The organism is Streptomyces sp. NPDC018947, from assembly GCF_044390505.1.
In the GTDB taxonomy this organism is placed as follows: Bacteria; Actinomycetota; Actinomycetes; order Streptomycetales; family Streptomycetaceae; genus Streptomyces.
In genome coordinates, this window is record NZ_JBIRZD010000010.1 from 268,554 (window position 1) to 289,779 (window position 21,226).

Sequence of the window (21,226 nt, forward strand, 5' to 3'; positions counted from 1 at the left end):
CGTCTCTCGGAGGCCCTGCGCCGTACCGGCTGACGCCCCCCCTTCGCCCACCCGGGCCCGGGGGGGGGCGCCCCCCCCCCCCCCCCCGGGGGGGGGCCCCCCCCCCCCCCCCCCGGGGGGGGGGGGGGCCCCCGGGGGGGGGGCCCCCCACCACGGGCGTCCCACCTCGTCGCGTCTCACATCGTGGCATCGGCTTTCCGAGTGACAAGACACCTGAGATCGTTGCAGGGCACACACATGTCGCACGATGAAAGACCGAGCCATGCCCGCACCAGCCACCGGTTCAGCCCAGGCACCCGTCAACCCGCGGTCCCGGGTACTCATCGCCAGTCTCATCGGGACGACGATCGAGTTCTACGACTTCTACATCTACGCGACCGCCGCCGTACTGGTCTTCCCCGCGCTGTTCTTCCCGAGCAGCGACCCGACCACGGCCCTGCTGTCGTCCTTCGCGGTGTTCGGCGCCGCGATGGTCGCCCGCCCGATCGGCGCCGTCTTCTTCGGACACCTCGGCGACCGGCTCGGCCGCAAGAAGACGCTGGTGGTCTCGCTGCTGACCATGGGCATCGCCACCTTCCTCATCGGCGTACTGCCCACCTACGCGCAGGCCGGCTGGGTCGCCACCGCGCTGCTCGTGCTGATGCGGCTCGCGCAGGGCTTCGCGCTCGGCGGCGAGTGGAGCGGTGCCGCCCTGGTAGCCACGGAGAACGCCCCCCGCGGCAAGCGCGCCCTGTACGGCACCTTCCCCCAGCTCGGCGCCCCGCTCGGCTTCATCATCGGCAACGGCCTGTTCCTGATCATCGGCGCGCTGCTGCCCTCCGCGGCCGGCGCCGACCCCACCCAGCCCTCCGAGGCCTTCACGAGCTGGGGCTGGCGCATCCCCTTCCTGTTCTCCGCCGTGATGGTCGCCATCGGTCTGTGGGTGCGCTCGCGCCTGGTGGAGTCGGCCGTGTTCGCCAGGACCCGCGAGGCGGGCAAGGTGCGCAAGCTGCCGCTGGCCACCGTGGTGCGCGGCCACTGGAGGCAACTCGTCCTGGGCACGTTCATCATGCTCGCGACGTACGTGCTCTTCTACCTGATGACCACGTTCTCGCTGAGCTACGGCCGTACCGCCGAGGACGCCGCCGTGCCGGGTCTCGGGTACAGCTACACCACGTTCGTCCTGATGATGATCTTCGGGGTGCTGTTCTTCGCGGTGTTCACCCTGGTCTCCGGCCCGCTCGCCGACAAGTACGGGCGCCGCACGACCCTCGTGTGGATCACCGCCGCGATCGTGGTCTTCGGCCTGGTCTGGGCGCCGCTGATCGGCCTGGGCACGCTCGGCGTGGTGCTGTGGCTGGTGCTCGGCTTCACGCTGATGGGCATGACCTTCGGGCCGATGGGCGCGCTGCTGCCCGAGCTGTTCCCGACGAGCGTGCGCTACACCGGCTCCGGCATCTCGTACAACGTCAGCTCGATCCTCGGCGCGGCCGTCGCACCGTTCATCGCGGTGGCGCTGTGGGAGGCCGGTGACGGCTCGCCGTGGCTGGTCGGCGTCTACCTCTCCGCCATGGCGGTGCTGACGCTCGTCGCACTGCTGCTCGGCAAGGAGACCAAGGACGTCTCCCTGGACGAGGGCGAGGCCCCCGCCGCGGACGGCGAGGACACGCGCGCCCCGGCCGCCTCCTCCGCCTCCTGAATCCGACCGGCGCTCACCACCGCCGTACGCCGAGCGCCCACGCGCCCGGCGTACGGGGTCGGATGCCCGGGCATAACAACAGCCTCCGCCCCCGGAGAACTTCCGCCCCCACCGGCATCCGAGGGAGTCCGCATGCTGCGCGGCATCGACGTGAGCGCCTATCAGTCCTCCACCTACGACACGGACGGCCTCTCCTTCGTCTTCATCAAGGCGACGGAGGGGCGTTCGTACGTCAGCCCGAAACTCGCCGCCCAGACGAAGCGGGCGCGCGAGGCCGGGCTGGTCGTCGGCTTCTACCACTTCCTGTGGCCGGGCCATCTCACCGGCCAGGCCGAGCACTTCCTGTCCAGGTCCCCGGAGAGGAAGGGTGACATCCTCGCCGTCGACTGGGAGGCGACCGGCGCGGGCACCCACGCGAGCAACTCGGAGAAGGACCGCTTCATCCGGAAGCTGAAGGAACTACGGCCGGACAACAGGGTCGTCCTGTACTGCAACCGGCACTTCTGGCTGAACGTCGACACCACCTCGTACGCCGGCGACGGCCTCTGGATCGCCGACTACGTCACGGCGGGCAAGCCGCGCATCAAGGCTAAGTGGCGCTTCCACCAGTACACCGACGACCCGCTGGACAAGAACGTCGCGGCGTTCGACAGCGAGTCCGCGCTGAAGGAGTGGGCCCGGCAGGCGTGAACGCCCCTCCGGCCCGAGGCATGACGAAGGGGCGCCCGCCGGGTGATCGGGCGGGCGCCCCTTCAGGGGCTCGTCACTTGTTCAGGTGGGCCCAGAACTCGTCGAACGACAGCATCTTGTCGCCGTTGAGGTCGCGGCCGGCGATGATCGCCTCCGCCACCGACTCGGTGACGTTCCAGTCACCGCCCTGGGCCAGCGCGGTCTTGAACTCGGCAGCGGTGATGAGACCGTCACCGTCCGTATCGATCCGCTCGAACTGCTTGCGCGCTTCCTCGATGTCCGCCACCGATCCGCCCCTCATTCCGTGCTCCGGTCGTGCTGTCGCACACCACTGACGCAGGTCAGATTAGCTGCCCCCGCGCGCCTCCAGTGCGGCGACCACCCATGCGAACTCCTCGCGGTGCGCCGGCAGCGGTCCCGTCCCCCGCACTGTGGCCAGCAACTCGCGGTAGCGGGCGACCCGGTCGCCGAAGGAGGCGCGCAGCCGTTCGAGGACGGCCTCCCGGTCGCCGTCGCCCAGCAGCTCCCGCAGGACGGGCTCGGCCTCCGGCGACGCGGGGTCGATGCCGCGCTCCCGGGCCTGCCGGGCTAGCTCCACGAGCCGCTTGGCGAACCACATGGCCGCCCCCTCGGCCACCCCGTCGTCCCGGCCCGCCGCGTTGAACTCGGCCACCTGGCGCATATGGACCCGGAAGGCGGGGTCCTGGACCATTTCGGCCAGTTCCACCCAGGCGTCGACCTGTTCGGGGGTCGGATCGTCCGGCAGGCCGGCCGCGAGGGTGCGCATGCGCTCACGGATGTCGGGGTCGGCGAGGTCCAGTCCGTGGAACATCTCGTCCACGAACTCCCGCAGGATGCGCTGTCGTTCCGCGGCGGACAGCCGCGCCAGTCGGTTCATCAGGGTCATCTCCTCGGCGGTCGAGCCGCGTCGTGCCACGGTGGACAGCACCGCACGGGTCACCTTCAGCGAGCCGATCCGCGCGTCCAGCGCGCTCACGTGCGCCGCCGCGATCCGCGCGAGGGTCGCCTCGCCGGACAGGATCCGGCGTACGTCGTCGAGGCCGAGGCCCAGCTCGCGCAGGGTGCGGATCAGCTCCAGGCGGGCGACGGACGCGGCGTCGTACAGCCGGTAGCCGCCCGTGGAGCGGGTGACCGGGGGCAGGGCGCCCTCGTCGGACCAGTAGCGGATGGTGCGCACGGTCAGGCCGGTGGTCCGCGCCAGTTCGCCGATGGTCATCAGACCGGTGCCGTCGTTCATGTGTGTGAGTCTGGGCCTTCCAGCGGGTGGAGACTCAAGGAGCGCGGAGTGGCGGAGGAACTGCGGGACATTCTGGAGGCGGCGGCGCGGGGGGTCTTCCCGCCGGCGGACGGCGGGGTCACCGTCGTCGCGCAGCCGGGGCCGCGGGACGCGGGGGTCGTCGCGTTCACGGCGCACTCGGTCGTCTTCACCGACGAGGACGAGGGGTGGGTGCGCGAGACGCTGGGCGCCCTCGGGTGCGACGCGCTGGCCGCGACGATGAACGCGCGGTTCCTCGTGGCCCTCATGGAGCGGACGGGGCGGACGACCGACACGATCGACGTCTTGCTGACCGGCGCGCCGCTCGCCGGGCGTCCGTCGCTCGCGCTGACGGAGGTCGCCGATCCGGGGCATCCGCGGGTGGCGGCCGCCCTCCGGCGGCGCGACGACGTGCGGGTGTGGACGGCGGACGGCGGGGTGCTGGTGCTGGGCCGCGGCGTCGCCGGGCGGCTGGAGGCCGCGGTGGAGGTGTCCGAGGGGGCGCGGCACCGGGGGCTGGGCCGGCGGCTGGTGACGGCGGCGCGGCAGCTCGCCGGGGGTGAGACCGTGTGGGCCCAGGTGTCGGCGGGGAACGCCCGCAGTCTGCGGGCGTTCCAGGCGGCGGGTTACCGGCCGGTGGGGTCGGAGGCGTTGCTCGTCCGGCCTTGAGGGACGGTGTCAGTGCCAGGGCTTGTAGTGCGGGTTGCTCTCGCAGTCGCTCATGATCTCGGTCTTGGTCTGCCTGTCGACGGGGCAGACGCCGATGATGTACTGCCGCTGGATGCCGCCGGGGAAGGCGACCTCGACCTGGTCGGCCCACTTGTGGGTGTCGCCGATGGTCTTGTTGACGTCGATGCCGCCGGGGGCGTCGATGTAGTAGTTGTAGCCCGACTTGTACCAGGTCTTGTAGAGGTCGTGGTCGTAGGTCGTCGACACGTACGGCGAGGGCTGGTTGACCAGCACGTACTTCTCGACGTCGTACTGGCCGTCGCGGACGTCCTTGGCGTGGAAGCCCTCCTCGAAGACGATCTGCGGGCCCCGGCTGTCGCTGCGGTAGAGGGTGCCGCAGGTGGTGCGCCAGACCGGCTCGGGTGTGATGCGGTCGATGTCGACGCCCGGGTCGGCGGCGGCCTCGAGCTTGTCGTCGAACCGGGGGCAGGCCGGGGCGGCCTTCGCGGGCGCCGCCGCCGGGGCCGGGGCCGCCGCGCCCGGGACGGTGGCGGCGGAGGTGGCGAGGACCGCGGAGAGGGACAGGACGGCGGCGGCGGCGCGGCGCCGCGGACGAGTGCTGATCATGCGCGTACGATCCCGGCTGCCCGTCGGCGGACCGCGGATCGTCACCCGATGGTGGCGTGTTGACCCAACCCCCGTGCCGACGGGGGAAGATGCCGCTCGGGCCCTGGGCGGCGGGCGGGGTCAGCGGTCGGCCACGCGCATCTCGAACCAGGTGGTCTTGCCGACCGGCAGCAGGTCCACCCCCCACCGGTCGGACAGCTTGTCGACCAGGAAGAGTCCGCGTCCGCTGATGTCCGTCTCCTGCACCGGCATCAGGCAGGGCAGGCCGCGGGACGGGTCGCGGACCTCGACGCGGATCCTGCCGGGGCGCCGGCGCATGTGGAGACCGAAGACGCGGGCGCCGGTGTGGCGTACGGCGTTGCCCACCAGTTCGGAGACGAGCAGGACGGTGTCCTCGGTGACCTTGGGCGAGAGCTGCCACTGGCGCAGGACGACGACCTGGGCGAGGCGGCGGGCGGTGGCGGCGGACTCGGGCCGGGACGGCAGCGCGATCTCGCGCTCCGTCGGATTTCCGTACAACTCCAGAGCCCTGAGCGCGTGTTCGTCCTCGACCGCCGGTGACCAGCGTGCCGCGGTCGCCCGTCCGGCCTCTCGCGGCCGTTCCGTACCCTCCAGCCCCGCCATGCCCCCATCATGGCCGTCCGGCGCGGGGCCGGGGGCCGTTCCCGGGGAATACGCCCGCGCAAAGCCGACGCCCGACAGGGGGCGTGTGGCATGTGCCGGGGGCAGTTCAGGACCGCAAACAGCGTGACTGACCTGCGCGGACGGCTCGGCCGAAGACACTCGGCGGACTCCCTCGACAAGGCGCGCTCAATGGTGCGTCAAGGCTGCCACACACCGCCCCGCCGAGGGGCCCGAATCAGTCACCGGGTCAATTGCGCGGCCTCACGGGCACTTCGGGGGGCTCCCCGAGGTACCCGGAGGCCGGCGGGCCCGCGTCAGACGAACTTCGCCTTTCCGGGGCCGTCCTCCACGAAGCTGCGCATCCCGCGTTCGCGGTCCTCGGTGGCGAACAGGCCCGCGAACCAGTTCCGTTCGACGGCGAGACCGGTCTCGATGTCCGTCTCCAGTCCGGTGTCGATCGCCTCCTTCGCCGCGCGCAGGGCGATCGCGGGGCCCTTGGCGAGGCGGGCGGCCCAGGCGTGCGCCTGCTCGTAGACCTCGGCGGCGGGGACCACGCGGTCCACCAGGCCGATGGTCAGCGCCTCGTCGGCCTTGACCTGGCGGCCGGTGAAGATGAGGTCCTTGGCCTTGGAGGGGCCGACCAGCCGGGACAGGCGCTGGGTGCCGCCGGCGCCCGGGATCAGGCCGAGCAGGATCTCGGGCTGGCCGAGCTTGGCGTTGTCCGCGGCGATGCGGATGTCGGCGCAGAGGGCGAGTTCGCAGCCGCCGCCGAGGGCGTAGCCGGTCACCGCGGCGACGACCGGCTTGGGGATGCGGGCGACCGCCGTGAAGGCGTCCTGGAGGCCGCGGGCGCGCAGGACCATCGCCGCGTGGTCCATCACCTGCATCTCCTTGATGTCCGCGCCCGCCGCGAACACCTTCTCGCCGCCGTAGATCACCACGGCGCGCACGTCCTCGCGGCGCGTGGCCTCCTCGGCGAGCTCCTTCAGCCGGTCCTGCGTGGCGACGTCCAGCGCGTTCATGGGCGGGCGGTCCAGGCGCAGCGTGCCGACGCCGTCCGCGACTTCGAGATGTACGGTCATGGCAGCAGGTTAACGGCGATTAACGCGGTCGGCCCCGGTGCGGTACCTCACACCGGGGCCGTGCGCGTCACGCGGGACCGGTCAGGCCTTCCACTCGTCCCAGGACATGTTCCAGCCGTTGAGACCGTTGTCGGGGGCGATGGTCGCGTCGTTCGAGTTCTTGACGACGACCACGTCGCCGATGAGGGAGTTGTCGAAGAACCAGGCGCCCGGCGCCTTCTCGTCCCAGCCGCCCTGGACGTCGCGCAGGCCCACGCAGCCGTGGCTGGCGTTGCGGTTGCCGAAGGCGTCGCCGCCCCAGTAGTTGCCGTGGATGAAGGTGCCGGAGGTGGACAGGCGCATGGCGTGCGGGACGTCCTTGATGTCGTACTCGCCGCCGTAGCCGACCGTGTCGCCGTTCATACGGGTCACGGAGAGCTTCTCGGTGATGACCATCTGGCCGTTCCAGGTCTCGTAGCCCGGTGCTCCGGTGGTGACGGGGATGGTCTTGAGGACCCTGTCGTCCCGCGAGACCTCCATCGTGAGCTTCTTGGCGTCCACGACGGAGACCTGCTTGCGGCCGATGGTGAAGGAGACGGTCCTGGACTGCTTGCCGTAGACGCCCTCGCGGCCCTCGACGCCGTCGAGCGCGAGGTCGACGGTGACCTTGGTGCCGGCCTTCCAGTAGTTCTCCGGGCGGAAGTCCAGGCGGTCGTTGCCGAACCAGTGGCCCTCGACCTCGACGGCCGGCTCGGTCGTGACGCGGATGGCCTTCTCGACGTCCTCGGGGTGGGTGATGCCCCGGGTGAAGCGGATCGAGAACGGCATTCCGACGCCGACCTTCGACCCGTCCTCGGGGGTGAAGGTGCCGGTGAAGGTGTTCTTCGGCGTCAGGGTGGTGAAGCGGGACTCCTCGGTCGCCGTGCGGCCCTCGGAGTCCTTGGCGACCGCGTGGACGGTGTACGTCGTGGAGGCGGCCAGGTGGGTGGACGGCGTCCAGGTGGCGCCGTCCCCGGATATCTCGCCGTCGACCTTCCCGCCCTCGGGGTCCTTGACGACGACCTCGGTCAGCTTGCCCTTCGCGGCGCCCACTTCGAGGACGCCGCTGGTGTCGACGGCCTCGGCACCGTCGGCCGGCGCGATGGTGACGACCGCCTCGGACTGCCCGCCCTGCGCCGCGGTGGAGTCCTTGCCGGCCTTGCCGTCCCCGGCGCCGGCGCCCGCTCCGCCCCCGCCGCACGCGCCGACCGTGAGCAGTACTCCGAGCACCAGCGCCGACAGCCCCTTGCGGGTCCCCCTGCCTCTCCGCCCCCGGATGCCGGCCGACGACGTCCCCGATATCGGACGCACGTTCACCTTTGTCTCCCCTCGCCGGGCCTCGCAGGACCCGCGCCCCAGCGCGCCCGCGCGCGCTCCGGCGCATCGTAACCGCAGGCCAGGGAGGTTGCGGCCAGGGGAATTGTCACCGTTCCGTACCGAGTTGGCGGAACGAAGGGGTCCGCGGGAGCCGTGATCCGTACGGGGCCCGGAGAGCCGCGGCGGCCGGGGGACCCTGGGCGGGTCACTTCACCGCGCTGCCCGCCTTCCAGGCGTCCCAGCCCATGTTCCAGCCGCCGAGGCCGTTGTCGGGGGCGACCTTCTTGTCCTTGCTGCGGACCACCTCCACCACGTCGCCGATCAGGCTGCGGTCGAAGAACCAGCCCGCGGGGGTCTCGGAGCCGCCGCCCTTGACGTCGCGCAGACCGACGCAGCCGTGGCTGACGTTGGCGCGGCCGAAGGTTCGGCCGGCCGTCCAGTAGTTGCCGTGCAGGAAGGTGCCGGAGCTGGTCAGGCGGATGGCGTGCGGGACGTCCGGGATGTCGTACTCCCCGCCGAAGCCGACCGTGCGGCTGTTCATGCGGGTCACGTCGAGCATCTCGGTGATCACCATCTTGCCGTTGTAGGTGGGCGTCTTCGGCGCCCCCGCCGTGATCGGCACGGTGGCCAGCAGGACGCCGTCCCTGCGCACCTGCATGGTCCGTTCGGCCGCGTCGACGAGGGAGACCTGGCTGCGGCCGACCGTGAAGGTGACGGTCTTGCGCTGGAGCCCGTAGACCCCGGGCGCGCCCTCCACGTCCCGCAGCGCGAGGTCGACGGTGACCCGGGTGCCGGGCTTCCAGTAGTGCTCGGGGCGGAAGTCGAGACGGTCCTTGCCGAACCAGTGCGGGCGGATCTCGGTCGCGGGCTTCGCGGTCACGGAGACGGCGCGCTCCACGGCGGCGCGGTCGGTGATCTCCCGGTTGAACTCCAGGGAGACGATCATGCCGGTGCCGACGACCGAGCGGTTCTCGGGGGCGACGTACCCGATGAAGCGTTCCTCGGGGACGTAGGTGGTGAAGGTGGTGTGCCGGGCGTTGCGCCGCCCGCGGCCGTCGACGGCGACGACGTCGACGGTGTACTTGGCGGCGAGCGCGAGCCGGTCCTCGTCGGGTTTCCAGGTGCTGCCGTCGCCGGAGATCCGGCCGGGCACCGGGGTCTCCTGCGCGTCCTGGGACCTGACGACCTTCACCGTCTCCAGCCGCCCGTCGGGTACCCGCACCGACAGCCGGGTCTGCGGCCGGACACCCTTGCTCGCGTCGTCGGGGGTGACGCGGATGACGTCCTCGGGTGCGGGCGGTTTGCCCAGCGCCTCCCCGATGCCGGAGCCGGTGCCGCCGCTGCCCGAAGTGCAGCCGGCGGCTCCGACCAGCAGTCCTGCCCATGTCATGACGGCGGCCAGCGCGGCCCCCGCGCGCCGTGCGCGCCCTTGTACGTGCCTCACATCCACCCGTAACGACCGGCCGGCCCTGGGGAAACGTGAGTGCGAGCCACCCGGTGGGCAGAACACTGGGGAGGACGACGCGACGGGGAGCCGCGGTCGGGACGCCGTGCGCCCTTCTCCCGTCCTTGCCACGTCGTTCCACGAGCCGCGGGAGGCTGACAGGTGTCCAGCGCAGCCGAGCAGGAGGCGGTGCCCGGTGAGCGGGCCGCCGAGGACGGGCGGCCGGCCGTCGTGGTGACCGGCGCGCGCCGTGCCGCGCCGCCGCCCGCCGTGCCGGCCCGGCCGGGCACGCCCGTGCCGCTCGGGGCCCGGTTCCGCAGGGGGCCGGACGGGGTGGCGGGGACCAACTTCGCGCTGTGGGCGGGCGGGGCGGAGGGCGTGGACCTGTGCCTGTTCGACGAACACGGCGGGGAGAAGCGGGTGCGGCTGACCGAGCTGACGCACGAGATCTGGCACGGCTTCGTGCCGGGCGTGCTGCCCGGGCAGCGTTACGGCTACCGGGTGCACGGCCGCTGGGACCCCTGGACCGGCGCCCGCTGGAACCCGGCGAAGCTGCTGCTCGACCCGTACGCCCGGGCGGTCGACGGCGACTTCGTGCTGCCGCCCGAGGTGTACGGGCACGTGCGGGACTGGCCGGAACAGCATGTGGCCGACACGGTGCGCGACGACCGGGACTCGGCGCCGTACGTCCCCAAGGGCGTGGTCGTGCACGACGACGACGACTGGTCGGACGACCGGCGGCCCAAGACGCCGTGGGCGGACTCCGTCATCTACGAGCTGCACGTGCGCGGTTTCACCCGGCTGCACCCGGACGTCCCGCCCGAGCTGCGCGGCACGTACGCGGGCCTCGCCCATCCGGCGGCGGTCGGGCACCTGACGCGGCTGGGGGTGACGGCGGTGGAGCTGCTGCCCGTGCACCAGTTCGCGCACGAGAGCCACCTGCTCGACCGCGGCCTCAGGAACTACTGGGGCTACAACTCGGTCGGCTACTTCGCCCCCCACGCGGCCTACGCGGCGTCCGGCACCACCGGCGAACAGGTCGGCGAGTTCAAGCGGATGGTGCGCGCCCTGCACGCGGCGGGCATCGAGGTCATCCTCGACGTGGTCTACAACCACACCGCGGAGGCGGGCGAGCTGGGCCCGACGCTCTCCCTCAAGGGCATCGACAACCGCGGCTACTACCGCCTCCAGCCGGACGCGCGCCGCTACGCCGACTACACGGGCTGCGGCAACACCCTGCACGTCGTGCAGCCGCAGGTGCTGCGGCTGATCACCGACTCGCTGCGGTACTGGGTGACGGAGATGGGGGTGGACGGCTTCCGCTTCGACCTCGCGGCGGCACTGGCCCGTTCCATGCACGACGTCGACATGCTCTCCCCGTTCCTCGCGGTGATCGCGCAGGACCCGGTGCTGCGGCGGGTGAAGCTGATCGCCGAGCCGTGGGACGTCGGCTCGGGCGGCTACCAGGTCGGCGCCTTCCCCCCGCTGTGGACGGAGTGGAACGACCGCTACCGGGGTGCCGTGCGGGACTTCTGGCGGCACGCGCTGCCGGACGTGCGGGAGATGGGCTACCGGCTGTCCGGCTCCAGCGACCTGTACGCGTGGGGCGGGCGGCGGCCGTACGCGTCGGTCAACTTCGTCACCGCGCACGACGGTTTCACGCTGCGGGACCTGGTGTCGTACGAGCGCAAGCACAACGAGGCCAACGGGGAGGGGAACCGGGACGGTTCGAACGACAACCGGTCCTGGAACTGCGGTGCGGAGGGCGAGACGGACGACGCCGGGGTACAGGCGCTGCGGCGGCGCCAGCTCCGCAACCTGCTGACCACGCTGCTGCTGTCGACCGGGGTGCCGATGTTGGTGGCGGGCGACGAGATGGGCCGCACCCAGCGCGGCAACAACAACGCCTACTGCCAGGACAACGAGCTGGGCTGGGTGGACTGGAGCCTGCTGGACGACCCCGACTGGCGCCCGCTGTTCGCGCTGACCTCCCGGCTGATCGCGCTGCGCCACCGGCATCCGGTGCTGCGCCGCCGGGCGTTCTTCTCCGGGCGGGCGCACTCCGCGGACGGCCTGCGCGACCTCGCGTGGTTCACCGCGCGGGGCACGGAGATGACGGAGGGAGACTGGTACGCGCCCGCCGCCACCCTCGGCATGTATCTGTCCGGGCGGGACATCCCGGGGCGGGACGAGCACGGCGCGCCGATCACCGACGACAGCTTCCTCGCCGTCCTGCACGCCGGGGAGCGCCCGGTGCGGTTCGCCCTGCCCGGGCCCCCGTGGGCCGAGCGGTACGAGGTGGTGGTGGACACCGGCCGTGAGGAGCAGGCCGAGGCGCCGGGCGGGACCTGCCCGGCGGGGACGGAGATCACCGTGGAGGGCCGCACGGTACTGCTGCTGAAGGTGACCGGCTGACGCCTCGTTGCGGCTGCGTGAAGCCGGCGGCGATCTTCTTGACCCCCGGCCGGCCCGGCTGGCAGCGTCCCGGGTCATGAGGCCCATCGCCGCCCGCCGGTGCGTGTGCGCCGCGCTCGTGCGGCGCCGCCACGTCGACCTGTGCCGCCAGTCCAGCGCCGTCTGTCGCTGACCCGCGCCCTCGCACGTCCGTCTCCGCCTTCGTCTCCCCCTCTTTCTCCTCCTTCTTCTCCCCCTTGGATCACCCATGCCCGAGATATCCCGTCGTGTCTTCGGCGGCCTGGTCGGCGGCGGCGCCGTCACGGCCGTCGCCGGTTCCCCCGCCCCCGCGTCCGCCGCTCCCGCGGCCCCTCCCGCCGAGCGCCCGTTCCGCTCCCGGCCCGCCTCCGCCCGGCCCCGCAGACGCCCCAACATCCTGTTCGTCCTCGGCGACGACCTCGGCTGGGCCGACCTGTCGTCGTACGGCGCCCCGCACATCCGCACGCCGCACCTGGACCGGCTCGCCGCGCAGGGCGTGCGGTTCACGAACGCCTACTCCGGCTCGGCGACCTGCTCCCCGACCCGCTTCAGCCTCTACACGGGCCGCTTCCCCGGCCGGACCCGCGGCGGGCTCGCCGAGCCCATCGGCAACCGCACCCAGGGCCTGGACCCGAACCACCCCACGCTGGCCTCGCTGCTGAAGAAGGCCGGCTACGCCACCGCCCTGATCGGCAAGTGGCACTGCGGCTTCCTGCCCGACTACAGCCCCACCAGGTCCGGCTGGGACGAGTTCTTCGGCAACTTCGGCGGCGCCCTGGAGTACTTCTCGAAGCTCGGCCAGCTCGGCGAGTACGACCTCTACGAGGGCGACGCCGAGTACCAGGACCTGCGCTACTACACCACGGTCCTGACCGAGCGGGCCGTCGAGTACGTCTCCCGCGACCACGACCGGCCCTGGCTGCTCAACCTCAACTTCACCACCCCGCACTGGCCGTGGCTGACCGAGGACGACGCCGCGACGGGCGCCGAGATCGCCGCGAAGGTCCGGGCCGGGGGCGGGGTGCGCGCCCTGCTGCACGGCGACGGCGGCTCGGTGGAGAAGTACCGGCGGATGGTCGAGGACCTGGACGCCTCCGTCGGCACGGTGCTCGCCGCGCTGCGCCGCTCCGGCCAGGAGGAGAACACCGTCGTCGTCTTCGCCAGCGACAACGGCGGCGAGCGCTTCTCGTACCAGTGGCCGCTCAGCGGCGGCAAGGGCGGGCTGCTGGAAGGCGGCATCCGGGTGCCGACGATCCTGCGCTGGCCGGCCGGCGTCGACGCCCGTCAGGTCAGCCACGTCCCCGTCTACTCCCCCGACTGGACGGCCACCCTGCTGGAGCTGGGCGGCGCCCGGCCCGACCCGGCGTACCCGCTCGACGGGCGCAGCTTCGCCGGCCATCTGCTGCGCGGCGAGAAGGCGCCCGAACGCGACCTGTTCTGGCGGGTGCGGGGCAACCGGGCGCTGCGGCGCGGCGACTGGAAGTACTACCGGGACGCGAGCGGCAGGGACCACCTGTACGACCTCGCCGCCGACGCCCGCGAACAGGCCGACCTCGCCGCCGAGCGGCCCGGGCTGCTGGCCGAGTTGCGGGCGGCCTGGGAGAAGGTGGACGGCACGCTGCTGCCGTACCCGGCGTCCTGACCGCGGGGGCCGGTCCCGGCCGGGGGTGGCGCGCTCGCGGGCGCATCCGCCGGCCGGCCGATGCCTCCGTACGACCCCGGCGCGCGTGAAAACTCGGTGGGCAGTGTCAGTGGTGATCCGTAGAGTCGCTGCTGATGCCCACCACACCTGCCCCCGCCCCGGAATCCGCCGAGAAGCGTTCCGCCGTACGGTCGCTGATGCGGCTGTGGCCGTACGTGCGGCCCGTACGGGCCCGGTTGGGGACCGCCGCGTTCGTGGCGGTCATCGCCTCCTGCGTGGGACTGGTGATCCCGCTCGTCCTGAAGTGGATGGTGGACGGGCCGGTCGCCGACCGGGACCCGGCGGGCGTGTGGCTCGGCGCGCTGTACCTGCTGCTCCTCGGGCTGGCGGAGGCGCTGCTGTTCGGGCTGCGGCGATGGCTGGTGGCCCGGCCGCTGGCGGGCGTCGAGGCGGGGATGCGGGCGGATCTGTACCGGCACCTCCAGCGGCTGCCGGTGGCCTTCCACGACCGGTGGGCCTCGGGGCAGTTGCTGTCGCGCGGGACGACGGACCTGATGCTGCTGCGCATGTTCCTCGCCTTCCCGCTGACGTTCCTGCTGGTCAACGGGGTCACGATCCTGGTCGGCGTGGGCATCATGCTGGTGCAGGACTGGACACTGGGGCTGGTCGTGCTCGGCCCGGCCGTGCCGGTGATGATCATGTGCGCGGTCTTCGAGAAGAAGTACTCCGCGGTGGCGCGGCGCGCGCAGGACCAGGTCGGGGATCTGACGACCGTGGTCGAGGAGAGCGTGCTCGGCATCCGGATCGTCAAGGGCTTCGGACGGCACCGCAGCCAGGCCCGCGCCTTCCACGAGCTGTCACGCACGCTGCGGGGGACGGAGCTGCGCAAGGCGCGGCTGCTGGCGGCGATCTGGGCCGTCATCGTGACGCTGCCGGAGCTGGCGATCGGCGCGGCGCTGGTGGTCGGGGCGGTGCAGGTGGCGGACGGGGCGCTGTCGGCGGGGACGCTGGTGGCGTTCTTGTCGACGGCACTCGCGCTGCGGTGGCCGGTGGAGTCCATCGGCTTCCTGCTGGCGATGAGCCAGGAGGCGGCCACGGCGACGGACCGGTACTTCGAGGTGATGGACGCGGAGGCCGAGTCGTCGGTGACCGCCGGTGACCCGGCGCCGGCGGACGGGCCGAGCGGGTGGGCGCCGCGGGCCACCACCGCGCCCGCCCGTGCGGCACGACGGCCCGGGGCCGGGGACCCCGGCCCGCGCGACGGCGGCCTGCGGTTCGAGGACGTCCGGTTCCGTTACCCCGACGCGCCCCCCGGCTCCCCGCCCCTGCTCGACGGGGTCGACCTGCACATCCGCCCCGGCGAGTCCATGGCCCTGGTCGGCGCGACCGGAAGCGGCAAGACGACGCTGACCGCGCTGGTCCCCCGGCTGTACGAGGTGACCGGGGGCCGGATCACGCTGGACGGCGAGGACATCGCCGCCCTGCCCCGCGAGGAGCTGCGCGCCATGGTCGCCGTGGCCTTCGAGGAACCCACGCTGTTCTCCGCGAGCGTCGGCGAGAACGTGCTGATGGGTGCCGGTGACGGCACCGGTGCCGAGCACCTGGGACGGGCGCTCGCCGTCGCCCAGGCCGACTTCGCGCACGCCCTGCCCGAGGGCACGGACACCCAGGTCGGCGAGCAGGGCCTGAGCCTGTCCGGCGGGCAGCGCCAACGCCTCGCGCTCGCCCGGGCGGTGGTCGGCGGACCGAGGTTCCTCGTCCTGGACGACCCGCTGTCCGCGCTGGACGTGCACACCGAGGCCGCCGTGGAGGCCGCCCTGCGGCAGGTCCTCGCGGACACCACCGCCCTGATCGTGGCGCACCGCCCCTCCACGGTCCTGCTCGCCGACCGCGTGGCCCTGCTGTCCGAGGGCCGGATCGCCGCCGTCGGCACCCATCACGAACTGCTGCGGACGAACGCCGAGTACGCCCATCTCATGTCCGGCGCGCAGGAACAGGAGGACGACCGGCGATGACGGCCCCCACGACGTCCCCGCCCGCTCCCGGCGAGGCGGAGGACCCGCCCCGGCCCGGCGGCGCGGAGCACACCGGCGACGACTTCGACCGCGACGTCCTGCCGAGTCCGCCGGGCGCCACCGCCGCCCTGCTGCGCTCGCTGCTCGCGCCCCTGCGGGCCCGTGTCGTCGTCGCCGTCCTGCTCCTGCTGCTCCAGCAGGCGGCCGTGCAGGCGGGCCCGCTGCTGGTGGCGTACGCCATCGACCGCGCCGTCCCGGCCTTCCGCGACCACGACCGCGGTCCGCTGCTCGCGGTCGGCGCCGGATACCTGCTGTGCGCGCTGGCCGCCGGCGGGCTGCAGTACGCGTTCATCGCCGCCTCCGCCCGCGTCAACCAGGACGTGCTGCTGGACCTCAGGGGCCGGATCTTCCGGCACGCGCAGGCGCTGAGCGTCGACTTCCACGAGCGGTACACGTCGGGGCGGCTGATCTCCCGCTCCACCACGGACGTGGAGTCGCTGCGGGAGCTGCTCAGCGAGGGGCTCCAGGAACTGGTCACGGTCGTCCTGTCGTTCGTCTACATCTCGGCGATGCTGCTGTGGCTGGACCTCGGCCTGGGAGCCGTGGCGGTGGCGTCGTTCGTGCCGCTGTACGGATTGATCCGCATGTACCAGCGCCGCGCGGGGCGCGTGTACCGGACGCGGTCCACGGCGATCGCGGCGGTGATCGTGAAGTTCGTGGAGACGATGAACGGCATCCGGCCGGTGCGCGCCTTCCGCCGGGAGGCCGCCAACGACGCCGCCTTCGCCGCGCTGAACCGGCGCCACGAACGGGCCAACGGCGACGCGCTCCTGGAGATGGCCCGCTACGTCGTCGGCTCCCGGCTGGTCGCCAACACGGCCGTCGCGGGGATCGTGCTGTGGGGTGCCTACCGGGTCGCGGACGGCACGCTCGCGCTCGGTGTGCTGGCCGCGGCGGTGCTGTATCTGCGCCGGCTGTACGACCCGATCGACCGGCTCGGCATGTTCCTGAACTCCTACCAGTCGGCGGCGGCCTCGCTGGAGAAGATCGCCGGGCTGCTGGCCCAGACACCGTCCGTGCCGGAGCCGGCGACGCCGAAGGAGCTGCCGCCGCCCGTGTCGGAGCACCCGGGCCGGGAGGTCGTCTTCGACGGGGTCCGCTTCGGGTACCGCACCGGCGGCGAGGTGCTGCCCCGCTTCGGCCTGACCATCCCGGCAGGGCAGACGGTCGCCGTGGTCGGCTCGACCGGCGCGGGCAAGTCGACGCTGGCCAAGCTGCTCGCCCGGTTCTACGACCCCTCCGGCGGACGGGTGCTGCTGGACGGCGTCGACCTGCGCGACCTCGCGGTGCCGGAACTGCGGCGCGGGGTGGTGATGGTGACGCAGGAGGCGTTCCTGTTCTCCGGCACGGTCGCCGAGAACATCGCCATCGGGCGTCCGGAGGCGACGCGGGAGGAGATCGAGCGGGCCGCGAAGGCCATCGGCGCCCACGACTTCATCGCCGCGCTGCCCGACGGCTACGACACCGACGTCCGCAAGCGCGGCGGCCGCATCTCCGCCGGGCAGCGGCAACTGGTGGCTTTCGCACGGGCGTTGCTCGCCGATCCGGCGGTGCTGATCCTGGACGAGGCGACCAGCTCGCTGGACGTCCCCGGGGAGCGGGCGGTGCAGCGGGCCATGGCGACGGTACTGAAGGGCCGTACGGCGGTGGTGATCGCGCACCGGCTGTCGACGGTGGAGATCGCCGACCGGGTGCTGGTGATGGAGCACGGCCGGATCGTGGAGGACGGAACACCGGCCGAACTGATCGCCGGTACCGGGCGGTTCGCGGACCTGCACCGGGCGTGGCGGGACAGCCTCGCGTGAGCCGGATCGCGGCATGGCGGACCGGCGGCACCACGGTCGACGTGTACGAGGACCCCGGCACGCCCGACGGCCGGGGCGGCTGGCGGTATCTGTGGTGGCTGGTCGGGATGCAGTGGCGGCGCTGCGCGGCCGGGGCGGTCCTGGCCAGTGTCTGGATGGTGCTGCTGGCGGCGACGCCGTACCTGATGGCCCGGGCCGTCGACCGCGGGCTGGAGAGCGGTGACCTGGGCGCGCTGGCCGGCTGGACGGCGGCGCTGGTGGCGGCGGGGGCCGTCAACGCGTGGCTGGGCGTCCTGCGGCACCGCGTGATGACGCGGGTGCGGATGGACGCCAACTTCCGCACGGTCAAGGTGGTGGTCGCCCACGCGACCCGGCTGGGCGCGGCGCTGCGCCGGCAGGTGGGGACCGGCGAGGTCGTCACCATCGGTGTGGGCGACGTCCAGACGATCAGCCAGGCGCTGACGGCGGTCGGACCGGGCGTCGGGGCCGTCGTCGCCTACGCGGCCGTCGGCGCCCTCATGCTGTCGGTGTCGGCGCAGCTCGCCCTGGTGGTCCTGCTCGGGGTGCCGGCGCTCGGGGTGCTGGTGGGGCCGCTGACGGGCCGGCTGCAGAGCCGGGAGGCCGAATACCGGGAGCGGCAGGGGGTGCTGACCGCGCGGATCGGCGACCTGGCGGGCGGCCTGCGGGTGCTGAACGGGCTCGGCGGCAAGAACCTGGTCGCGGACGCCTTCCGCCGCGACTCGGCGCGGCTGCGGGCGCAGGGCTACCGGGTCGGGGCGGTGACGAGCTGGATCCAGGCCCTCGGTGTGGGGCTGCCGATGCTGTTCCTGGGCCTGGTGACCTGGCTGGGCGCCCGGCTGGCCGCCCGCGGGGAGATCAGCGTCGGCGAGCTGGTGTCGGTGTACGGCTATGTGGTGGCGCTGGGCTGGCCGGTGGCGTTCCTGATCGAGATGAGCCACCAGCTCGGCCGGGGCGTGGTGGCCGCCCGTCGGGTGGTCGCGTTCCTGCGGCTGGAGCCCGAGCCGGACGAGGGCACGCGCGACGCCCCGGCGGGACCGTCGGTGCTGTACGACCCGGAGTCCGGGGTGCGGGTGCTGCCGGGGCGGCTGACCGTGCTGGCCGGGGCGCGGCCGGCCGACGCCGCCGCCGTGATCGACCGCCTGGGCCGGTACGCCCCCTCCGACGCGACCTGGGGGGACGTGCCGCTGCGGGAGGTGCCGCTGGCCCAGGTCAGGGAACGCCTCCTGGTCGCCGACGCGGAGGCCGACCTGTTCGCGGGCACCCTGCGCGAGGTGATCGGCGCAGCGGGGGACCCGGCCGCCCGGCACCACCCGGGAGACGGTCACCGTGAGGGTGCGGACGCGCGGGACCCCGACGCGAGGCTCGCCCGGGCCGTTCACGCGGCCGCCGCCGACGACATCGTCCGGGGACTGCCCGAGGGGCTGGACACCCCCGTCGCCGCCCAGGGCCGCAGCCTCTCCGGCGGCCAGCGCCAGCGCGTCCGGCTCGCCCGGGCCCTGCTGGCCGCCCCGGAGGTGCTGCTCGCCGTGGAGCCGACCTCCGCGCTGGACGCGCACACCGAGGCGACGGTGGCCGAACGGCTGCGGGCGGCGCGGGCGGGCCGTACGACCGTGCTGGCCGGCACGTCCCCGCTGGTGCTCGACCGGGCGGACGTCGTGCACTGGCTGGTCGACGGCAAGGTCGCGGCGACCGGCCGCCACCGGGAGCTGCTCGACGCCGAGCCGGGCTACCGGAGCCTGGTCGCGCGGGACACCGAGGACGAGGAGGCCGCGCGATGACCGACCAGCTCCCTGTCGCCGAACCCGCCGTCGTGCGCCGCGCGATGGCCGCTCTGGTGCGGGCCGACCGGCGGGCGTTCGCCGCGCTGCTCGGCCTGAACGCGCTCGCGGCCCTCGCCGGGCTCGCCGGGCCGTGGCTGCTGGGCCGGATCGTGGACGAGGTGCGGGCCGGGGGCGGAGTGGACGCCGTGGACCGGATGGCGCTCGCCATCCTGGTGTGCTCGGCGGCCCAACTCCTGCTGGCCCGCTGGGCCCGGTACGTGGGGCACCGGTTCGGTGAGCGGACGCTGGCCCGGGTGCGGGAGCGGTTCGTGGACCGGGCTCTGGCGCTGCCGGCGTCCGCGGTGGAGCGGGCGGGCACCGGGGACCTGACGACGCGGGGCACCGCCGATGTGACCACCGTCGGCACGACCCTGCGCGACGCGGGCCCGGAGCTGCTGGTCAACGCCGTGCAGGCGCTGTTCCTCGGCGCCGCGGTGTTCGTGCTCTCCCCTCTGCTGGGCGTCGTGGCGCTGGTGCTGCTGATGCCCATCCGGTGGGCGATGCGCTGGTATCTGCGGCGGGCCCGCGACGGCTACCTCGCCGAGGGGGCGGCGGGCTCGGACGTCGCCGAGGTCGTCGCCTCCACGGTGGCGGGCGCCCGCACGACCGAGGCGTTCCGGCTGGCCGGCGAGCGCGTGGCGGCGAGCCGCCGGGCGCTGGCGGTCTCGCGGCGCACCCGCTTCCACACCCTGTATCTGCGCAGCGTGCTCTTCCCGGTGATCGAGGTGTCGTACGTCGTGCCCGTGGCCGGTGTGCTGCTGGCGGGCGGGGTGCTGCACGCGCGGGACACGGTGAGCCTGGGGGCGGTGGTGGCGTGCGCCCTGTACCTGCAGCAACTGACCGTGCCGCTCGACGAGGTGCTGATGCGGTTCGAGGAACTCCAGCGCGGCGGGGCGTCGTTCGCGCGCGTGGAGGGGCTGGCGCTGGCTCCGCGGGCCGCGGCGGACGACACGGCGGTCCCTGAGCACGACCGCATCGACGTGTCCGGGGTGAGCTACTCCTACGACCGGGGCGGCGAGGTGCTGCGTGGGGTGGACCTGAGCGTGCGGCCGGGCGAGCGGCTGGCGGTCGTCGGGCCGTCCGGGGCGGGCAAGTCCACGCTGAGCCGGCTGCTGGCCGGAGTCGACGCGCCGACCAAGGGCTCGGTGACGGTGGGCGGGGTGCCGGTGGTCGCCCTGTCCCCGGAGCGGCTGCGCCGCCAGGTGGTGCTGGTCACCCAGGAGCACCATGTCTTCCTCGGCACGGTCCGCGACAATCTGCTGATCGCCGGACCGGACGCGACCGACGAGGAGTTGTGGGCCGCGCTGGCCGCGGTCGGCGCCGAGGAGTGGGTGCGGGAGCTGCCGGACGGCCTCGGCACCGAGCTGGGCGGCGACGGCAGCCGCGCCGACGGCCCGCGGGCCCAGCAGCTCGCCCTCGCCCGGGTGGTGCTGGCCGACCCGCACACGCTGATCCTGGACGAGGCGACGGCACTGCTGGACCCGACGACGGCCCGGCACACGGAGCGGGCGCTCGCCGCCGTGCTGGAGGGCCGTACGGTCATCGCCGTCGCGCACCGCCTGCACACCGCGCACGACGCCGACCGCGTGGCCGTGATGGAGGACGGCCGGCTCACCGAACTCGGCACGCACGACGAGCTGGTGGCGGCCGGCGGGGCGTACGCGGCGCTGTGGGGCTCCTGGCACGGCGAGCCGCCGTCCGCGACGGCCGGCTGACGGCGCGGGCGGCCCGCGGGAGCGTGAGCGCCCCTCGGCACCCGCCCCGCACCAGGGCCGGGGGCGTCTTCACATCGCCCCGGCAACGGGTCCGTTTATCGAACATGAACGCCCGGACAACGAACGATTTCCGGCCAACTTACTGACGCGGTCCTGACAAGTACCGAGATCCCCTGCCACTCTTCCCACGGCCGCTCACAGCGCCCCCACAGCTTCAGGTCAGTGCTGTGCCGCGGCCAGCTCCTAGCACGTGGTTTCTGCGTTCCGCCCAGTTCTGCCCGGCCGGCCCA

Annotated in this window: 17 protein-coding genes; 10 read left to right on the forward strand and 7 right to left on the reverse strand. The window is 73.4% G+C overall.

Annotated elements, in window-relative coordinates:
- Positions 1–262: 262 nt before the first annotated feature.
- Both ACH499_RS20925 and ACH499_RS20930 read left to right on the forward strand, forming a co-directional pair.
- Positions 263–1,678, forward strand: coding sequence for an MFS transporter (locus tag ACH499_RS20925; RefSeq protein ID WP_399017464.1), 1,416 nt, complete (start codon positions 263–265; stop codon positions 1,676–1,678).
- 132 nt (positions 1,679–1,810) lie between these two features.
- Positions 1,811–2,368 (forward strand): glycoside hydrolase family 25 protein, encoded by a 558-nt coding sequence (locus ACH499_RS20930; protein WP_399017466.1) that lies wholly within the window; start codon positions 1,811–1,813, stop codon positions 2,366–2,368.
- A gap of 73 nt (positions 2,369–2,441) precedes the next feature.
- Here ACH499_RS20930 and ACH499_RS20935 read toward each other — a convergent pair whose 3' ends face one another.
- Together ACH499_RS20935 and ACH499_RS20940 are read right to left on the reverse strand one after the other, a co-directional pair.
- Positions 2,442–2,654 (reverse strand): EF-hand domain-containing protein, encoded by a 213-nt coding sequence (locus ACH499_RS20935; protein ID WP_356205634.1) that lies wholly within the window; start codon positions 2,652–2,654, stop codon positions 2,442–2,444.
- 60 nt (positions 2,655–2,714) lie between these two features.
- The gene (locus ACH499_RS20940) at positions 2,715–3,626 is read right to left on the reverse strand and encodes a MerR family transcriptional regulator (RefSeq protein WP_356205635.1); all 912 of its coding nucleotides are present in this window, start codon (positions 3,624–3,626) and stop codon (positions 2,715–2,717) included.
- A gap of 48 nt (positions 3,627–3,674) precedes the next feature.
- Here ACH499_RS20940 and ACH499_RS20945 point away from each other — a divergent pair, with 48 nt between their 5' ends.
- On the forward strand, positions 3,675–4,313 hold the full coding sequence (locus tag ACH499_RS20945; RefSeq protein WP_399017469.1) for a GNAT family N-acetyltransferase: 639 nt from the start codon (positions 3,675–3,677) through the stop codon (positions 4,311–4,313).
- A 9-nt stretch (positions 4,314–4,322) separates the two neighbouring features.
- On the opposite strand, the gene ACH499_RS20950 is transcribed toward ACH499_RS20945, so the two are convergent.
- The 5 genes from ACH499_RS20950 to ACH499_RS20970 form a co-directional block, all read right to left on the reverse strand.
- Complete coding sequence (locus ACH499_RS20950) at positions 4,323–4,940, reverse strand: ADP-ribosyltransferase (RefSeq protein ID WP_399017471.1); 618 nt, start codon at positions 4,938–4,940, stop codon at positions 4,323–4,325.
- Between the two features lie 120 nt (positions 4,941–5,060).
- Positions 5,061–5,564 (reverse strand): ATP-binding protein, encoded by a 504-nt coding sequence (locus tag ACH499_RS20955; RefSeq protein ID WP_356205638.1) that lies wholly within the window; start codon positions 5,562–5,564, stop codon positions 5,061–5,063.
- Positions 5,565–5,878: 314 nt separating this feature from the next.
- Entirely contained in the window at positions 5,879–6,646 is a 768-nt protein-coding gene (locus tag ACH499_RS20960; RefSeq protein WP_356205639.1) for an enoyl-CoA hydratase-related protein, read from the reverse strand.
- Positions 6,647–6,727: 81 nt separating this feature from the next.
- A complete protein-coding gene (locus ACH499_RS20965; RefSeq protein ID WP_399017474.1) occupies positions 6,728–7,981 on the reverse strand; it encodes an Ig-like domain-containing protein in 1,254 nt (417 codons plus the stop codon).
- Between the two features lie 205 nt (positions 7,982–8,186).
- Positions 8,187–9,425, reverse strand: coding sequence for an Ig-like domain-containing protein (locus ACH499_RS20970; protein WP_399017476.1), 1,239 nt, complete (start codon positions 9,423–9,425; stop codon positions 8,187–8,189).
- A 162-nt stretch (positions 9,426–9,587) separates the two neighbouring features.
- On the opposite strand from ACH499_RS20970, the gene glgX reads away from it, so the two are divergent.
- The 7 genes from glgX to ACH499_RS21005 all read left to right on the forward strand — a co-directional run bounded on the left by glgX (position 9,588) and on the right by ACH499_RS21005 (position 20,936).
- The gene (gene glgX, locus ACH499_RS20975) at positions 9,588–11,840 is read left to right on the forward strand and encodes a glycogen debranching protein GlgX (protein WP_399017478.1); all 2,253 of its coding nucleotides are present in this window, start codon (positions 9,588–9,590) and stop codon (positions 11,838–11,840) included.
- A 76-nt stretch (positions 11,841–11,916) separates the two neighbouring features.
- Complete coding sequence (locus ACH499_RS20980; protein ID WP_356205642.1) at positions 11,917–12,012, forward strand: putative leader peptide; 96 nt, start codon at positions 11,917–11,919, stop codon at positions 12,010–12,012.
- Between the two features lie 75 nt (positions 12,013–12,087).
- A complete protein-coding gene (locus ACH499_RS20985) occupies positions 12,088–13,500 on the forward strand; it encodes a sulfatase (protein WP_399017479.1) in 1,413 nt (470 codons plus the stop codon).
- 134 nt (positions 13,501–13,634) lie between these two features.
- Entirely contained in the window at positions 13,635–15,515 is a 1,881-nt protein-coding gene (locus tag ACH499_RS20990; protein WP_399017481.1) for an ABC transporter ATP-binding protein, read from the forward strand.
- Positions 15,512–17,380, forward strand: a complete 1,869-nt coding sequence (locus tag ACH499_RS20995) for an ABC transporter ATP-binding protein (protein ID WP_356205645.1) — start codon at positions 15,512–15,514, stop codon at positions 17,378–17,380. Before ACH499_RS20990 ends, ACH499_RS20995 begins: the two co-directional genes overlap by 4 nt.
- A complete protein-coding gene (locus ACH499_RS21000) occupies positions 17,377–19,179 on the forward strand; it encodes an ABC transporter ATP-binding protein (RefSeq protein ID WP_399017484.1) in 1,803 nt (600 codons plus the stop codon). The genes ACH499_RS20995 and ACH499_RS21000 overlap by 4 nt, the downstream gene beginning before the upstream one ends.
- Positions 19,176–20,936, forward strand: a complete 1,761-nt coding sequence (locus tag ACH499_RS21005) for an ABC transporter ATP-binding protein (RefSeq protein ID WP_399017486.1) — start codon at positions 19,176–19,178, stop codon at positions 20,934–20,936. The genes ACH499_RS21000 and ACH499_RS21005 overlap by 4 nt, the downstream gene beginning before the upstream one ends.
- The last annotated feature ends 290 nt before the right edge of the window (positions 20,937–21,226 follow it).